The organism is Sphingomonas silueang (assembly GCF_040049155.1).
Lineage (GTDB): Bacteria > Pseudomonadota > Alphaproteobacteria > Sphingomonadales > Sphingomonadaceae > Sphingomonas > Sphingomonas silueang.
Window position 1 is genome coordinate 296,202 of record NZ_JBDZDK010000001.1, and the last position, 15,534, is coordinate 311,735.

14 protein-coding genes are annotated in these 15,534 nt (G+C 72.2%); 6 read left to right on the forward strand and 8 right to left on the reverse strand.

What is annotated here, in order from left to right; all coding sequences use genetic code 11:
• Positions 1-256 precede the first annotated feature (256 nt).
• From ABLE43_RS01300 to ABLE43_RS01310, 3 genes are all read right to left on the reverse strand, one after another.
• Positions 257-1,468: an ABC transporter substrate-binding protein gene (locus ABLE43_RS01300; protein WP_348976654.1), complete on the reverse strand. Its 1,212-nt coding sequence runs from the start codon at positions 1,466-1,468 to the stop codon at positions 257-259.
• Positions 1,465-2,046, reverse strand: coding sequence for an ANTAR domain-containing response regulator (locus ABLE43_RS01305; RefSeq protein WP_348976655.1), 582 nt, complete (start codon positions 2,044-2,046; stop codon positions 1,465-1,467). Before ABLE43_RS01305 ends, ABLE43_RS01300 begins: the two co-directional genes overlap by 4 nt.
• 179 nt (positions 2,047-2,225) lie before the next feature.
• Positions 2,226-4,688, reverse strand: a complete 2,463-nt coding sequence (locus tag ABLE43_RS01310) for a TonB-dependent receptor (protein WP_348976656.1) — start codon at positions 4,686-4,688, stop codon at positions 2,226-2,228.
• A 108-nt stretch (positions 4,689-4,796) separates the two neighbouring features.
• Here ABLE43_RS01310 and ABLE43_RS01315 point away from each other — a divergent pair, with 108 nt between their 5' ends.
• The 3 genes from ABLE43_RS01315 (at position 4,797) to ABLE43_RS01325 (ending at position 8,003) form a co-directional block, all read left to right on the forward strand.
• Positions 4,797-5,516: a response regulator gene (locus tag ABLE43_RS01315; protein WP_348976657.1), complete on the forward strand. Its 720-nt coding sequence runs from the start codon at positions 4,797-4,799 to the stop codon at positions 5,514-5,516.
• Positions 5,513-6,883 carry a sensor histidine kinase gene (locus tag ABLE43_RS01320; RefSeq protein ID WP_348976658.1) on the forward strand — a complete coding sequence of 457 codons (1,371 nt, stop codon included), beginning with the start codon at positions 5,513-5,515 and terminating at the stop codon, positions 6,881-6,883. The genes ABLE43_RS01315 and ABLE43_RS01320 overlap by 4 nt, the downstream gene beginning before the upstream one ends.
• A gap of 115 nt (positions 6,884-6,998) precedes the next feature.
• Positions 6,999-8,003 (forward strand): class 1 fructose-bisphosphatase, encoded by a 1,005-nt coding sequence (locus tag ABLE43_RS01325; protein ID WP_348976659.1) that lies wholly within the window; start codon positions 6,999-7,001, stop codon positions 8,001-8,003.
• Positions 8,004-8,282: 279 nt separating this feature from the next.
• Here ABLE43_RS01325 and ABLE43_RS01330 read toward each other — a convergent pair whose 3' ends face one another.
• From ABLE43_RS01330 to ABLE43_RS01345, 4 genes are all read right to left on the reverse strand, one after another.
• Positions 8,283-8,744, reverse strand: coding sequence for a hypothetical protein (locus tag ABLE43_RS01330; protein WP_348976660.1), 462 nt, complete (start codon positions 8,742-8,744; stop codon positions 8,283-8,285).
• Positions 8,741-10,603 carry a rhamnogalacturonan lyase gene (locus tag ABLE43_RS01335; RefSeq protein ID WP_348976661.1) on the reverse strand — a complete coding sequence of 621 codons (1,863 nt, stop codon included), beginning with the start codon at positions 10,601-10,603 and terminating at the stop codon, positions 8,741-8,743. Before ABLE43_RS01335 ends, ABLE43_RS01330 begins: the two co-directional genes overlap by 4 nt.
• 157 nt (positions 10,604-10,760) lie before the next feature.
• Positions 10,761-11,600: a hypothetical protein gene (locus ABLE43_RS01340; RefSeq protein ID WP_348976662.1), complete on the reverse strand. Its 840-nt coding sequence runs from the start codon at positions 11,598-11,600 to the stop codon at positions 10,761-10,763.
• A 94-nt stretch (positions 11,601-11,694) separates the two neighbouring features.
• Positions 11,695-12,921 carry a S8 family serine peptidase gene (locus ABLE43_RS01345; RefSeq protein ID WP_348976663.1) on the reverse strand — a complete coding sequence of 409 codons (1,227 nt, stop codon included), beginning with the start codon at positions 12,919-12,921 and terminating at the stop codon, positions 11,695-11,697.
• A 92-nt stretch (positions 12,922-13,013) separates the two neighbouring features.
• On the opposite strand from ABLE43_RS01345, the gene ABLE43_RS01350 reads away from it, so the two are divergent.
• Together ABLE43_RS01350 and ABLE43_RS01355 are read left to right on the forward strand one after the other, a co-directional pair.
• A complete protein-coding gene (locus tag ABLE43_RS01350; RefSeq protein ID WP_348976664.1) occupies positions 13,014-13,496 on the forward strand; it encodes an RNA polymerase sigma factor in 483 nt (160 codons plus the stop codon).
• On the forward strand, positions 13,493-14,176 hold the full coding sequence (locus tag ABLE43_RS01355) for an anti-sigma factor family protein (protein WP_348976665.1): 684 nt from the start codon (positions 13,493-13,495) through the stop codon (positions 14,174-14,176). Before ABLE43_RS01350 ends, ABLE43_RS01355 begins: the two co-directional genes overlap by 4 nt.
• Before the next feature lie 53 nt (positions 14,177-14,229).
• Here the strand turns inward: ABLE43_RS01355 and ABLE43_RS01360 are convergent, their stop codons facing one another.
• A complete protein-coding gene (locus ABLE43_RS01360; RefSeq protein WP_348976666.1) occupies positions 14,230-14,916 on the reverse strand; it encodes a zinc ribbon domain-containing protein in 687 nt (228 codons plus the stop codon).
• A gap of 219 nt (positions 14,917-15,135) precedes the next feature.
• Here ABLE43_RS01360 and ABLE43_RS01365 point away from each other — a divergent pair, with 219 nt between their 5' ends.
• Positions 15,136-15,528 carry a hypothetical protein gene (locus tag ABLE43_RS01365; RefSeq protein WP_348976667.1) on the forward strand — a complete coding sequence of 131 codons (393 nt, stop codon included), beginning with the start codon at positions 15,136-15,138 and terminating at the stop codon, positions 15,526-15,528.
• Positions 15,529-15,534 lie beyond the last annotated feature (6 nt).

The window sequence follows — 15,534 nt, forward strand, 5'->3', positions numbered from 1 at the left end:
GCCGGTGGTACCGGCGTTTCCGTCAGCGGGAACCTCCCCGGCGCTGGAGAGGCGTGTCGCTGCTATCTCGTGCCCGACGCCATTGCCGGACGATTGCAAGATTGCCTGATTCGCCCGGTGACCGCAAGGGAATTTCGCAGGCGCAGCATGGGCGGGGCGTCGTACCTTCGGGCGATGCTGCTTCTGCCGGTGAGATAGCGCGCGAAACTGCTCCCGTCCCCGGAAGGGAGGGGAGCAGCGGAGACGCACCCGATCGCTACGGCAGGTCCGCCAGATACCCCGCGATATCCTCCGGATCGAACGCGCGCCCGTCGAAGAAGCGGTCGTTGCCCAGCACCAGCCGCCCCTGCGTCGATCCCGCGCCGATCGGTTCGCCGAGCGCCCCTTCGAGCTTGGACGAGGCCCCCGGCAGCACCGCGCCCGATCCGGCGAGCGCCGCGCGGTAGAGGTCGGGGCGGAAGGTCGCCGCCGCCGTCGCCGCATCGGTCGCATCGTATCCGCGCCCGTCCCAGCGGGTCATTTGCGCATAGAGCCATGCCGCCTGGCTGCGCCACGGGAAGTTCGCCGCCTCGCGATGCTGGAACATGAAATCGGGATAATGGATCGGCGTGCCGCCGGGCACCACGCGGATGCGATCGGTGATCGCGCGCAGGATCGCATCGACCGGCGCATCGAGATAGGCGGGGCGGGCGAGGATCGCCGCGCTCTGCTCCGCGGTGTCGGGCGCCACGAAATGCGCGGCGGCGGCATGGAGCGCGCGGATCAGCCGCAGCGTCGCGTCGCTCCGCTCCGCGGCGACGGTGCTGCGCATCGCCAGCACCTTTTCGACGCCGCGCCGCCAGATCTGCGCGGTCGCCAGCGCGATGCGCCCGACCCCGCGATCGACCGCGATCGAGTTCCACGGCTCGCCGACGCAGATGCCGTCGACCTCGCCCGCCGCCAGCGCGTCGGCGGCGAAGGGCGGGCTGGTGACGACGATCTCGACATCGGCGTCGGGGCGGATGCCGACGCCTGCCAGCCAGTAGCGCAGCATGTAGTTGTGGCTGGAATAGCGGTGCACCACCCCGAAGCGCAGCCGCCGTCCGGCATCGCGCCGCCGGCACGCGACCTCGCGCAATGCCGCGCCCAGCGCATGCGGATCGCCCAGCCCCTCGCCCAGCGCACAGGCCTCGCCCAGCGCCATGGAAAAGGTGATGGCATTGCCGTTCAGCCCCAGCACGAACGGCACCGTCATCGCGGTCGCGGGCCGGTCGCGGCCCAGCGCCGTCGCGATGGCGAGCGGGGCGACCATGTGCGCGGCATCGGTATGGCCATAGAGCAGCCGGTCGCGCACCGTCGCCCAGGTCACGTCGCGCACCGGCTCGATCGCCAGCCCCTCGGCCTCGGCAAAGCCCAGTTCGCGCGCGAGGATCGGCAGCGCGGCATCGACCAGCGGCACGAAGCCGATGCGCAGCGTTTCCAGGCTCACGGCAGCTCTCCCATCAGCGCGTCGCTGGTCACGATCGCCTCCGCCACTTCGGCGATGCGGCGGTTGGATCGCATGGCGTGGCCGCGCAGCAGCGCATAGGCGGCGGGTTCGTCCACCCCGCGGCGGCGCATCAATATCGCCTTGGCCTTGTCGATCGTCTGGCGATCGGCCAGCGCCGTGCGTGCCTCGGCCAGTTCGGCCTGCAACCGCGAAAATGCCTCGAACCGGCGGATGGCGACGTCGAGCACCGGCTTGATCCGCTGCTTGGCGAGGCCGTCGACGACATAGGCCGACACGCCCGCATCCACCGCCGCCAGTGCGCTTTCGGCGTCGGACTGGTCGACGAACATCGCGATCGGCCGGTCGAGCGCGCGCGACATGGCGAAGAAATCCTCCAGCAGGTCGCGGCTGGGGTTTTCGAGGTTGATGAGGATCACCTCGGGCGCGCACGCCTCCACCTGCGCGGCGAGCGGCCCTGCGGGGTCGATCACCACCTGATCGTCCAGCCCGGCCTCGCGCAGCCCCTCGGCGATGATCGCCGCGCGGGTGGTGCTGGTATCGATGATCGCGATTCTCACGGGGGTCCGGCCTACAGCGCGAATCGGGGATCGGCCAGAGGCTGTTGGCGGGCGGTTCGCACAGTTTCAGCCGTGCTCCCGCGGAGGGGGGAGCCCAGCGCCACCAACGTCGGCCTCTGCCGCCCTGGATTCCCGCCTTCGCGGGGAAACGGCCCGCATTCCATCCGGGTGGATCGAACCTACAACCGCTTGCGCAGCGACAGGGTGATACTCCGCCCGACGGGATCGAGATAGGCGCGCTGGTAGCTGATCGGGGTCGCGCCGGTGCCGTCGCGCACCTGCGGGCGGGCGTTGAACAGGTTGGTGACGCCCAGCGTCGCGCGCATCCCCTTCAGCCAGTCCGGCGTGGTCGATCCGCCGAAGCGTTCGCCAAGATTGGCGAAGACGCTGGCGTTGACCGTCGCGATCCCGGCGAAGCGCAGGTCGCCCTGCGGACTGCCGGTGCCGCCGATCGTCGTGGCGCCCTGCCAGTTGGCGTCCACCCGCGCGCCGAGGCCGCGCTTGAACACGCCGGTCTGGAACTCGATCGCGTGGCGGCGGCGACCGCCGCGGACATCCACCGCGCCGCCGTCGAGCAGATCGAGCGCGGGCAGACCGTCCCGCAGGGTGATCGAATCCTCCAGATACCAGTTGTGATACAGGCTCAGGAACCACCGGCTGGTCATGTTGGCCGCCATCCGCGCCGATGCGCTGCCCGGCTCGGCGGTCATGACGATCGCGTTCGGATGCGCGCGGCGGGCGTCGGCCTCGCTGGCGTACACCCGGGTCCGCGCGGCCTGCATGCCCGGCGGCACCGGCGCCAGCGGACGGGTGAAGTCCACGCCCCAGCGCAGCTGCCGCTGGCGCGACTGCGCGAAATTGACCGGGCGCGCGTCGATGCGGAACAGCGTTCCCGCCGCATCGCGCCCGAAGCGATCGGGCAGCGCCGCCTCGACCTGCGGCGTCGGGATCGGAAAGGCGGCGATCGGATCGTCGATCCGCGTCGCGACATAATCGATGCTCAGCGTCAGGTCGGTGCGGGGCAGGGGGCGGACGTTCGCGCCCAGCCGCACGACATGGCGGTCGTCGCTGATGAGCGCGGCATTGCCCCCGGTCACGCGGGTCACGTCGACCACCGCGCCGCGTGCCGCATCGAAAAGCCGGACGCCCGGCGTCGCCAGCAACGGCGCGCCCAACTGCTCCAGCGTCGGCGCGCCTTCCTCCTGCGTGACGGAGGCGACGAGCCCCATGCCCTCGACCGGCGACCACACCAGGCCATAGCCGAACGTCCGCAGCGTGCCGATGTCCGACAGCCGCTCGATCGCGCCATTGGCATTGAGCGACAGTTCGCCGAGCGGCGACGCCCGGCCCGCCTTGCGGCCGAGCAGCGGCACCGACAGGTCGAGTTGCGCGACGCCCCGGTTGCGCGACAGCGCGCTCCGCTCGCCGGTGCCGCTGCGTGTCGAGCGACCGGTGAAGTCGCGCAAGTCGCCGCCGCCGCGGATGCTCGCCGACACCGGCCCGGCGGGCAGTTCGGCGAGCGGCCCGGCCAGCAGCAGGTCGGCATTCGCCACGGTATCGGTGAAGCGCGCCACGTCGCGCCGATCGGTGATGTCGGTCAGCACCCGGCTGTCGGTGCGGTCGATATTGCCGGTGGCGCTCCATTGCCAGCGCCCGCTGCGTCCATTGAGCGTCGTGCCGAGATGCGCCACCTCGCGGTCGCTGTCGCGGCGCAGCGGCCCGCGTGCGCCGGGGCCGAGCAGGCTTTCGGCGTGGTTCGTCTCGAACCGGGCGTTCAGCGTGGCGCTGACGTCGGTCGCGAGCGGCAGCGCGACCACGCCGTTCACCACCCCCTGTCCGCTGCGCGGCAGCAGCGTCCGCGTGTCGCCGCGCCCTGCCGTGCCCGGCAATTGCACCAGGTCGCGCTGGCTCTCCAGCAGCGCGGCGGCGCGGGTGTAGGTGATGCCCAGCCCGACGCGGGTGTCGCCGCGCAGCATCAGGGCATCGGCGGCCACGATCCCGCTATCCCGACCGCCCCGGGTCGGCCCCAGGTAGTTGAGCTGCCCGACCCCGGAGCGGAAGTTGGGAAAGGTCACGATGTTCACGACCTTCTGGTCGGCGCGGTAGCCGTATCGGAGCGCCAGTTCCTCGGGAAACACCTCCATCCGCTCGATCGCCTCGGTCGGGATGCGCGCGATCTCGGCGAAGTCCGATACGCGCCGCCCGTTGAGCAGCGTGACCGGGCGACCGTCGCCGCGCCCGCGGTTGCTGGCGGTCTGCGGCGCGATCGCGTCGAGCAGCGCCGCGACCGTGTCCGCGCCATAGGCCCGGATGTCGAGCGGGCCGAAGCTGCGCTCGGGCGGGATCGCGCCGATCACCGCGCCGCGCGGTGGCTGGCCGGTGACGACGATATCGCCGGGGGCACCCGCGCCGCCCGGTGCGGGTCGCCGCACGAGCGGCGGCGGGTTCTTGCGGAATTGCTCCTCCAGTTCGCGCTGGACCTCCGGGGGCAGCGGCTTGCCGTCCGGCCCACGGAATTCGATGCGGGGCGGCGCGGTCGGCGCGGTCGGCGCGGGCGCCTGTTGCGCCTGTACCCCGCCTGCCGCCGCACCCGCCAGCAGCGCCGCGCTCCATCCCCGCCTGCCCATTCCCCATCGCTCCACGCCGTTGATCCGTGGCGGCGTTAGAGCGCGGCGCGGTAGCGGGGCGATGGCGTATCGGTAGCGGCGGGCGATACGCGAATGCTACACGGCTGCGCTATGGACGATCGCATGGAAGCCGCCGCCAGCAGCATGATCCTCGTCGTCGACGACGATGCCAGCATCCGCGACGCGATCGCCGAGTTCCTCGTCGCGCACGGCTATGCGGTGCGCACCGCCGCCAATGCCGCCGCCGCCGACCGCGCGCTGGCGGAGGCGAGCGCCGACCTGATCGTGCTCGACGTGATGATGCCGGGCGAGGACGGGCTGTCGCTGTGCCGACGCCTTGCCCCGGCGGGCGTGCCGATCCTGATGCTGAGCGCGCTCGACGCTGTGACCGACCGGATCGTCGGGCTGGAGGTCGGCGCATGGGATTATCTGACCAAGCCGTTCGCGCCGCGCGAGTTGCTGGCGCGGGTACGTGCGCTGCTGCGGCGGCCCGGCGTGGAGCGGGCCGATCCCGCGCCGCGCGACACCGGCGGGGTGCGGTTCGCGGGCTGGTGGCTCGACATGGACGAGCGTCGCCTGCGCGATCCGGCGGGGCGGCTCCTGTCGCTGAGCGAGGGCGAGCATGCGCTGCTCGCCGCCTTCGTCCGGCGGCCGGGGCGTATCCTCAGCCGCGACGCACTGCTCGACCTGGCGCGCGGGACCGATGCCGCCTCCTATGACCGGGCGATCGACATCGCGGTCAGCCGCCTGCGCCGCAAGCTGGCCGATGCCGACCCCGCCCCGCTGATCGAGACGGTGCGCGGCGTCGGCTATCGCTTCATGCCGCAGGTGCGCCCGGCATGAGGCGCGCGCCGAGCGCCCTCGTCGCGGTCGGCGGCTTCGGGGTGGCGGTGGCGACGCTGAGCGTGGCGACGACCGCCGCGATCGTGCTGCTGGCCCCGCAACCGCCGGTGCAGCGGATCAGCGCCGCCGAGGCGGTGGCGGCGGTGCGCGGCGACGTGCCGGGCTTCGCGCGCCGCATCGCCGCCGCGCCGCCGGAGGGGCGGCGCATGGCGATGCTGGAAGGGCTGATCGCCGCCGAGCTGCGCCGCCCGGCGGGCACCGTCCGGGTGATCTGGCCCGACAGCCCGGCACCGACCCGCGTGTCGGTCCACAAGGCGACGATCGCGGCGGTCAAGGGTAGCGGCCCCGCCCTGCCGCCGTCGTTCGTGCTCGTCGGGCGCGGGCAGGGACAGTTCGAGATGGTCCGCCCGCAATCCACGACCGCCGCGATCCGGGGGGCGCTGATCGGCCTGCCGATGACCGCCTTCGTCACCGCCGTGCGACAGGGCGACGGACGCTGGCTGCTGGTCGAGCCGAGCCGCCCGTTCCTCGGCGGATGGCAGCGCAACATCCTGATCGCGCTGGCGGTCAGCCTGTTGCTGCTGGCCCCGATCGCATGGATCTTCGCGCGGCGGCTGACCCGCCCGTTCCGCGCGCTGGCCCGCGCGATCGACGGTGATGCGGTGCTCCCGCCTGCCGCAGGCCCGCGCGAACTGCGCGAGGCGGCGGCGGCGATCGCGGCGATGCGCCGACGTCTGGGCATCGAGGCGGGCGAACGCGCGCGGATGCTGACCGCGATCGCCCACGACCTGCGCACGCCGCTGACCGGGCTGCGCCTGCGCGTCGAGGCGGTGGCCGAACCGCAGCGCAGCCGGATGGTCGCCGATGTCGAGCGGATGCAGGCGATGATCGGCGAGGTGCTGGCCTTCGCCCGCGACGCCGCCGCGCCCGCCGAGTTGCTCGATGTGCGCCCGTTGCTGGCGGGCATCGTCGCGGGGATGGCGGAGGGCGGCGCACCGCTGCGCCTGCTCGACGGGGACGACGCACGGGTCGCGGTGCCCGGGCCCGCCTTTCGCCGGGTGGTCGAGAATCTGCTGCGCAACGCGCTCGATTATGCCGGGGGCGGCACCGTCATGCTCCGGCGCGACGGGTCGAACGTCGCGATCGCGGTCGCGGACGACGGCCCGGGCATTCCGGCCATGGAGCGCGAGCGGCTGCTCCGTCCCTTCGAGCGCGGCGATACCTCGCGCAACCGTGCGACCGGGGGGGCGGGGCTGGGCCTCAGCATCGTCGGCGATTTCGCGGCGCGGCATCGCGGCAGCTTCACCCTGACCGATGCGCCGGGCGGGGGCACGCTCGCCACCCTGCGCCTGCCCGCCGCCGGATAGGGCAGGGCGGGTGCGGCCTGCATGCCGCAGGTGCGAAGGAATCGGCGGCGACACTGGTCAAGCCCCGGCTTTTCGCGCATGGGCGGACGAACGCGGCCCGGCTGGAGACGATGCGATGAACCCGATTACCCTTTCGCGCTTTTTGATCGAGCAGCAGCGCGCTTCGGAAGCGACCTGTCCCGCCGAACTGCGCCTGCTGATCGAGACGGTCGCCCGCGCGTGCAAGGCGGTCGGTCATGCGATCTCGAAGGGGGCGCTCGGCGATGTGCTCGGTGCGCTCGGCAGCGAGAATGTGCAGGGCGAGGTGCAGAAGAAGCTGGACGTGATCGCCAACGACCTGCTGCTCGACGCCAATGAATGGGGCGGGCATCTGGCGGCGATGGCGTCGGAGGAGATGGAGACGATCCATCGCATCCCCAACCGCTATCCGCGCGGCGAATATCTGTTGCTGTTCGATCCGATCGACGGGTCGAGCAACATCGACGTCGACCTCTCGGTCGGCACGATCTTCTCGGTCCTGCGCGCGCCCGAGGATTGCGCCGGGCGCGAGGTGACCGAGGCCGATTTCCTCCAGCGCGGCAGCGAACAGGTCGCGGCGGGCTATGCCATCTACGGCCCGCAGACGCTGTTGATCCTGACGCTCGGCACCGGGGTGTATGAATTCACCCTCGACCGCGAAGTGGGGTCGTGGCGGCTCACGGATGGCCCGATCCGCATCCCGGCGGGCACGCGCGAATTCGCGGTCAACCTGGCGCGCCGCCGCCAGTGGTCGCCGCACATCGCCGACTATGTCGAACAGCGCGTGCTGGGCAGCGAGGGGCCGCTCGGGCGCGACTACAACATGCGCTGGACCGCATCGATGGTCGCCGACGTGCACCGCATCCTCAAGCGCGGCGGCATCTTCCTCTATCCGGTCGACCACCGTTCGGCGGGCAAGGCACGGCTGCGCCTGCTGTACGAGGCCAATCCGATGGCGTTCCTGATCGAGCAGGCGGGCGGTGCCGCGAGCGACGGGACCACCCGCATCCTCGACATCCCGCCCGCCGGTCTGCACCAGCGCGTCGGCGTGGTGCTGGGCGATGCCGAGGAGGTGGCGCTGGCGAGCGTTGCTGCGGACTGAGCATCGGCATTAGAGCGTGATGACGTGATGTTGCCCCGTCGTGACGGAGCGGAATGTCGTTCGTGGACAGGAGCGAGGAAGGAACGGGGCTTTGCCTCCGTGACGGACGAGCGACGACGCCACGGACGACATTCCGCCCGCCGCGCCGCGGGTTGTCCCGAGCCGCCCGCCGGACGTCGTCGCGCCGCTTGCACGGGCTACCAGCCTGCGCTGCGCGCCGCTCCTCGCCGACGAACGGCTCAGGACAATCACGACGGGTTAACATCACGTCATCACGCTCTAGCGGCAGAAGCGCGTGCCGCTGCCCAGCAACAGGCAGTCGCCCGCCGCCGTCGCCTGAAGCCATTCGCCGTCGATCCCGCGCGGGAAATGGACACGTCCGTCCCGCAGCACGCCGTCATATTGCTCGCTGCCGACCGTCACGCCGTAGCGGTCGCTGCCGGTCGCGGTGACGTGCAGCCGTTGCCCGTCCGCCGCCCGCCAGGCGCCGACGAACGCATCGGGCGCAGCGGCGACCGCTTCGGGGAGCGACGGCGGCGTGGGCGGCGTCAGCAGCGGCTCGGCGATGACGGGAGGTGCTGCGGCGGGCGGCGCGGCCGTCGGGCGGACCGTCACCGAACCGGTCGGTGCCACGACCGGCGTATCCCCGGTCGTGGCGACGAACCATGTGGCGAGGCTGGCCAGCAGCAGGACCGATCCGAGGATCGGCCCGCGCCGACGCCACGGGTTCGCGGCACTCATCCCCCCGAAAGATTCGCGCCGTCCCCGAGGAAATAGCTCGTGTGCGGCGGCTGGTTGTACGCCACGTTCTGCCACGCGACGCCGAGGCGATAGACCGGATCGTGCATCAGCGTCCGCAGCCGGTAGCTGGTCGGATAGGGCGTGGCGTAGATTCGCAACGCGCTGTTGTCGGTGGTCGGCAGGATCAGTTCCTCGCGCCAGTCGCCGAGGATGTCGGCGGTCAGCGACGGATTGGCCTTGGTCCCGTTGACGCTGGTCGTGCCCGACGGGGTCAGCAGCCGCGTCGTCGTGGCCGTCGTCCAGTTCCACTTGTCGATGTTTCCGCGGTCGTGGAGTTCGCGCAGCAGGTCGCCGTCCCACCAGATGCCGAAGTTCGCCGACGGCGGCTTGGTCCCGATCACGCTGCCGGTCGCGCTGTACAGATTGTTGTTGTTCGACGCCCAGGCCTCGGCCCCGGCATGGCGCGGGTCGATGTCCATCGCGACGCCGCGTCCGGTGTCGGCGCTGGCGCTGGTCGTCCAGATGCGCGCGCCGGTCCGCGCATCGAGCATCGCCGAGCCGATTCCGCCGTTCGTCCCCACCGATTCATGCACGCCGAAGCGTTCGAGGCCGGGACGCGACGGGATCAGGTCGGACACATGCATCGCATCGCCGTGCCCCAAGCCGCTGGTCCAGAGCGCAGCCCCGTTGTCGTCGAGCACCATCGCGCCGTAGACGATCTCGTCGCGACCGTCGCCGTCGACATCGGCGACCGACAGATTGTGGTTGCCCTGTCCGCGATACTGGGACCCTGCGCTGTCGCTGTCGAAATACCAGCGCTGCGTCAGCTGGCCGCCCCGCCAGTCGACCGCCCATAGCGTGGTGCGGGTGTAATAGCCCCGCGCGAACACCGCGCTCGGCCGTCGCCCGTCGAGATAGGCGACCGCGCCGAGGAACCGGTCCACCCGGTTGCCATAGCCGTCGCCCCAGACCGTATTGAGTTGCGCCGACGTGGGCGACTGGGTGGTCGGATGGCGCGGCGGATTGTAGTTGATCGTCGCCATCGCCGCGCCGCTCTGCCCGTTGAAGACGGTCAGATATTCGGGACCGGCCAGCACATAGCCGCTGGTGTTGCGATAGTCCGCCGACGCATTGCCGATCGCGACGCCCTGTCCGTCGCGGACGCCGTCGGCGGTCTTCATCATGACCTCCGCCTTGCCGTCGCCGTCGAAGTCGAACACCATGAACTGGGTATAGTGTGCGCCCGCGCGGATGTTGCGCCCGAGGTTGATCCGCCACAGCCGGGTGCCGTTCAGCTTGTAGGCGTCGAGGATGACCGGGCCGGTATAGCCGCTCTGCGAATTGTCCTTGGCGTTGGTCGGCTCCCATTTGAGCACGATCTCATACTGGCCGTCGCCGTCGAGGTCGCCGACGCTCGCGTCGTTGGCGGCGTAGGTATAGCTTGAATCCCCGCTGGTTCCCCCGGCGGGCTGCTGGAGCGGTACCGAGAGATAGCCCGCGCTCCATACCGCCGCCGCCGCCGTGGCCGCGCCGACGCTGCCGTTGACGACGGGACGGATGGTGTAGGTCGATGCGGAGGAGCCGCCGGTATCGACGAAGTTGCTGCGATCGGTGATCGGACTGGGGTTGAGCAGCGTCGCGCCGCGATAGACGTTGAAGCCGGTCGCTGCGGTGTCGTTCGCGGTCACGCGCCAGCTGACGAGGTTGCCGCCGCCGTCGGCGGGCACCACCACCACGCCGCGATCCAGCGTCTCGATCTGGCGCTGTGCCGCCGAGGGTGCCGCAAACAGCGTTGCCGCTGCCGTTCCGGCCAGTGCGAACGCAAGCGTCCGCCTCAGGCTCGTCCACCGATCCCGCATGCTTCTCTCCTATGGTTGCGACATCTTGTGAGTCGCTATGTGGAATGATGATCCATATAGCGGAACGCTACAAGCCATGACGGGCATTGCCGAACGCACCGTCCGGCAACGCACCGTCATGGTTCGCCGCCGCTCCCGGCGGGAAGGCCCGGCGGGATCAGTCCGCCCGGTCGTCGGCGGTGCGCCGGATCGCGCCCTCGCCCCTGGCCGAGACGAGCACGTCGCCCTGTACGGTGAAGTTGTCGGCGGGCAGCGTCGCCACCCGGCGGCCGACCGCCATCGTCACCGCTTCGGCACGTCCGGCGGCGTCGCGGCGGATCTGGCGGATGCGCCCGATCGCGCGGCCCTGCGCATCGCGCACGATGCTGCCCGGTTCGAGCGCAGGGGCCGGAGCGGTGCTGCCTGCGAGCCCGAGCACGGCAGAGGCGCTGCCGCCGCCGTTCCCCGCCGAGCCGCTGCCGCTCGCCGATCCGTTCAGGCTGCCCGCGATACCGCGCGCCCGTTCGCCGGTGGCGGCGGCAGTGCCGGTCGCGCGGTCGCGGACGGTGGCGACACCCTGTCCGATCCGGTCGCGGGTGCCCCGCGCCGTGTCGCGCACCGCGTCCGTACCGATCAGTTGCGCATCGACGCCGCCCGTCGCGCTGCCCGATCCGGCCACGCTCCCGCTGCCCGAACGGCCGGGCAACCCGGCTTCGCCGTCCAGCGCTCCGCCGCCCTGCGCGCGTCCGTCGGCGCGGACCCGGCCCGAGCGCCGGTCGACGCTGCGCTCGATGGCGACATCGTCGCGGGTCCGGCGGGCGGTGGTGGCGGTGCGATCGCGCACGCGCTCGACGGTCGGTCCCATCCGGTCCGTAATCCCGCCGAGATTGCCGCCGAGGCTTCCGCCCAATCCGCCGCCGATGCTCCCGCCAAGCCCGCCGCCGCCGCCGAGCAGCTGCGCCGACGCCGGTCCGGCCAGTCCGGCGGCCACCATCATCCCGATCAGCATCATCTTCATCGCCTGTCTCCTGTTCGTCGCACCCGCGGGTGCTTCGAGACAGGAACGGATGCCGGTTTCGGTTTAATCCCGCCGCCTGCGATTTTTCGCCGCGCTACCGCACCGTCCGGCAGTCACCGCACAGCACGCCGCGTCCGGTGCGCGCGGCCCCGCGCCGCGCCTCGCGGTCGAGCGTGGCGAGGGCCGCCGTCGCGTCGCCGTTGAGCACCGCCGACAGCCGCGCGGCGACCAGCGGCGCGGCGAACGAGGTGCCGCGCACGCCGCGCGGGCGACCGTCGCTGCCGAGCGCCAGCATGTCGGCGCCGGGGGCGGCATAGTCGAGATGGGTCGCGCGGCCCGCCTCGATCAACGCCCGCCCGCGACCGTCCACCCCGGTGACGGCGATCGCCTGCGGATAGCTTGCCGGATAGGCGGGCGGCGCGGCGGGGCCGTCGTTGCCGACCGCCGCGACCACGATCGTGCCATGCGTCCGCGCCGCCGCCACGACGCGGCCGAGCAGCGGGTTGGGCGGTCCCGCAAGGCTGACGACGACCACCGGCACCCGCGCGCGCACCATCCACGCGAGCGCGCGGGCGATGGCGGTGGCGCTGCCGCCCGCCGGATCGCTGCCATAGACGTCGGCGACATGCAGCGCCGCACCGGGCGCGCTCGGGCGGATGCCGCCGCCGCCGGTCAGCAGCGATGCGATGGCGCTCGCATGGTCGCTCGCGCGCGGGGCACCGGCGGCAAAGCCCTGTTGCGCGGCCAGCCCCGGCGTGGCCGGGGCGACGCCGCCGTCGATGATGCCGATCGCGCGGCGGGATGCGGCGGGCGGCGGGGCGGGGGCAGGGGGCATCGCCGCCGACCCGCCCGACCCGCTGGCGACATGCAGCGGATCGCTGCTCACCCGCCCCGCGCCGACGATCCGCGACAGCCGCCGCACCCCGTCCGCCGCCGACAGGCCACCGGGCACGCGCAGCCGCGCGAAGCCCAGCCCCAGTTCGTCGAACCGCTCGCGCTCGAGCACGACGAACCCCGCGCCCTGCGCCAGCGCCAGCGTCGCGGGATCGGGGTCGAGCAGCGTCACCTCGCCGCGCCGCACCGGCTGCCCGCGGTCCAGCTCGATCCGGTCGGGATAGCGCCGCGCCAGATCGCGCGCCCGCGCGGTCGCGTCCTGCGCCAGCCGTTCCGCGCCGCGCAGCGCCGGTTCGACCGGCAGCGCCCGCGTCAGCCGATCGACCGCCCCGCCGACCGGTGCGGGCAGGCCGGGCAGCAGCTGTGCCGCCGCCGCACCGGGCAGTGCGGCGAGCAACATCGCCATCGCGCCATTCCATCGGATCATCGCGTCCCGCCTTTTTTGCCAGCAGTATCTTCCTGCCGGATGAAACGGATGGCCGCATCCGTTTACTGCACGAATGCGAGGGGAAGGACGGGTTGCGCTTCGAGGATGAACTGCTGGCCCATCTGCCCCGGTTGCGGCGGGTGGCGCATGCGCTGGCACACAGCCCGGCGGACGGCGACGACCTGTTGCAGGCCGGGGTCGAGCGGGCGCTGGCGCGGCGCGACCAGTGGCAGCCGGGCACCCGGATCGATGCGTGGGCGATCCGCATCCTGCGCAACCTGTGGATCGACACGGTGCGGGCGGAGACGCGGCGCGGCCAGACCTTCGTGCCGCCCGATGCGGGCGAGGCGATCGGGCAGGACGGCGGACAGGAGGCGCGGGTGGCGATGCACGACGTGGGCGCGGCGCTGGCGAAACTGCCCGCCGAACAGCGGGAGGCGGTGGTGCTGGTGACGATCGAGGGCTTCGCCTACAAGGAGGCTGCCGAGATGCTCGACATCCCGATCGGTACGCTGACCTCGCGGTTGCTGCGCGGGCGCGCGGCGCTGATGACCCTGCTGGGAGAAGCGGCATGACGATCGAACCCGAACTGCTGCTGGCCTATGCCGACGGCGAACTGGATGCGGTGTCGGCGGGGCGGGTCGAACGGGCCATCGCCGCCGATCCGACGCTGGCCGCGGAGGTCGCGGCGCAGCGCGCGCTGACCGCACGATTGCGCGGCGGGTTCGCCGGGCTGGACGCGCAGCCGCTGCCCGCCGGGGTCGTGGCGCTGTTCGGACGCGGCGACAATGTCGTCGCGTTGCCGGTCGCGGCGCGGCGGCGTGCGGCACCGCGCTGGTGGGGCGCGATCGCCGCCAGCCTCGTCGCCGGGGTGCTGCTCGGGCAACTGGTGCCGCGCGGCGGCGGCGACCTCGCGATCGAAAGCGGCACGGCGGTGGCGCAAGGGAGCCTCGCCCACGCGCTCGACACCCAGCTCGCCTCGACGCAGACGGCGGCCGATCCGGTGCGGATCGGCATCAGCTTCCGCCGGGCAGGCGGCGATCTGTGCCGGACCTTCACCCGGGGGGCCACCGACGGCATCGCCTGTGCGGGCAAGGGGTCGTGGCGGATCGAGCGGCTGTACGGCAGCGGCGGCGCGGCCACCACCGCCTATGCCCAGGCCGGATCGAGCGAGATGATGGCCGATGCGCAGGCGATGGCCACGGGCGAACCGCTCGACGCGGCGGCGGAGCGTTCCGCGCTGGCGGCACGGTAGAGGCCGATGACCGACGGGGCTGCCTGAAGCCATCCCGCTCCGGGCTCACCGCCTCATTCGGTCAGCGTGCAGCCGTGCAGGATCGTCGTCCCGCCCAGCGCCGACACCCGCGCGCATGCGACGGCGATGCGCTGTCCCTTCGCCAGCGGGGCCAGCGCCTGGCGATAGCCGTCGGGGAAGTTGACGATGACATAGTTGAACCGGCTGCGCCCCTCCAGCGACAGCGCGGGCGTCGGTCCCGGCGTGACCATCGTCGCGATGGTGCCCGATACGCGCAACGGTCCGTCATAGCGCGCGGCGGCGGAGGCCGGATCGCTGGAGAACGCCGAATCGAGCGACGCGGCGGTCGTCGCCGTGGCGGTGTCGACACCCGAGGGTATGTCGGGCGCGGCCTCCGGTCGCGCGGCGTCGTCCGCAGGCGCCGTGCGTTCCGCCGGTGCCGCCGGGTCGCCCCCGGCGATCGGCCGGGTGCCGTCGCGCTGCGACCATAGCAGGAAGGCGATCACCGCCGCCGCGATCACCACGACGATCGGCAGGATCAGCCGCGCACCGCCATCCCCACCGCCCGTTGCCGGCGGCACCGACGCGGGATCGGCACGGCGCTCCGGCCCGGCGACCGGTGGCGGCGGCGGCGGCGGCGGGGCGTCCGGAGCGGCACCGCCCGCGACGGTTGCGCCGCATGCCGGGCAGAACCGGGCTCCTTCGGGAAGTTGCGCTCCGCAGCTGCTGCAAAAGGCCATCGACGCTCTCCTTGCTCGCGCCGGTTCGACGCACGACCGGGCGGGATCGTTCCCGAACCGGTCCGAACCACGCCCGGTCAACCATCTGACATACCTCCTCAAAATAATTGAGCATCGTTCATTTTACATTAATTGAGCGATGCTTATTTCCTGTGGCGTGGCACCGGACGCCGCGAAAGGCCGCCCCGACGGGGGGTGTGCCGGATCAGGAGAACGACCATGAAGCCCACCAATTTCCTTCTCGGCGCGCTGGCCGCCGTTACCGCCGTCGCCGCGCAGCCCGCCGCGGCCTATCCGATCAAGACCACCGGGCGGACGCTCGCCAGCCCGCGCCTTGCCGCCGACGTGCTGCGGCAGATCGGTGCCTATTCCAAGGCGACCGGCGGCTGCTCGATGGTGTTTTCGGCGGAGATGCAGGTGATGCCGAAGCGCTATGTGCCGCGCCGGCCGACCGTCCCCGCCGTCGCGCGCGGCGGTCATTTCGAGCTGTGGACGGTCAATGTCTGCGCCGCCAGGCAGCGCTTCCAGGTCGCAATGTGGCCTTCGCCGCGCGGCGGCAGCGACTTCGCCGTCACGCCGCTGACCGGTCGCATGCCGCTCCACGCGCGTTGATCCACC

Excerpts from the sequence above, each read along its gene's own strand:
- ABLE43_RS01355 (WP_348976665.1), top strand. The coding sequence starts at position 13,493 with ATGACGATCGAACCCGAACTGCTGCTGGCCTATGCCGACGGCGAACTG.
- ABLE43_RS01330 (WP_348976660.1), bottom strand. The coding sequence starts at position 8,744 with ATGAGTGCCGCGAACCCGTGGCGTCGGCGCGGGCCGATCCTCGGATCG.
- ABLE43_RS01320 (WP_348976658.1), top strand. The coding sequence starts at position 5,513 with ATGAGGCGCGCGCCGAGCGCCCTCGTCGCGGTCGGCGGCTTCGGGGTG.
- ABLE43_RS01345 (WP_348976663.1), bottom strand. The coding sequence starts at position 12,921 with ATGATCCGATGGAATGGCGCGATGGCGATGTTGCTCGCCGCACTGCCC.
- ABLE43_RS01365 (WP_348976667.1), top strand. The coding sequence starts at position 15,136 with ATGAAGCCCACCAATTTCCTTCTCGGCGCGCTGGCCGCCGTTACCGCC.
- ABLE43_RS01335 (WP_348976661.1), bottom strand. The coding sequence starts at position 10,603 with ATGCGGGATCGGTGGACGAGCCTGAGGCGGACGCTTGCGTTCGCACTG.
- ABLE43_RS01360 (WP_348976666.1), bottom strand. The coding sequence starts at position 14,916 with ATGGCCTTTTGCAGCAGCTGCGGAGCGCAACTTCCCGAAGGAGCCCGG.
- ABLE43_RS01325 (WP_348976659.1), top strand. The coding sequence starts at position 6,999 with ATGAACCCGATTACCCTTTCGCGCTTTTTGATCGAGCAGCAGCGCGCT.
- ABLE43_RS01315 (WP_348976657.1), top strand. The coding sequence starts at position 4,797 with ATGGAAGCCGCCGCCAGCAGCATGATCCTCGTCGTCGACGACGATGCC.
- ABLE43_RS01340 (WP_348976662.1), bottom strand. The coding sequence starts at position 11,600 with ATGAAGATGATGCTGATCGGGATGATGGTGGCCGCCGGACTGGCCGGA.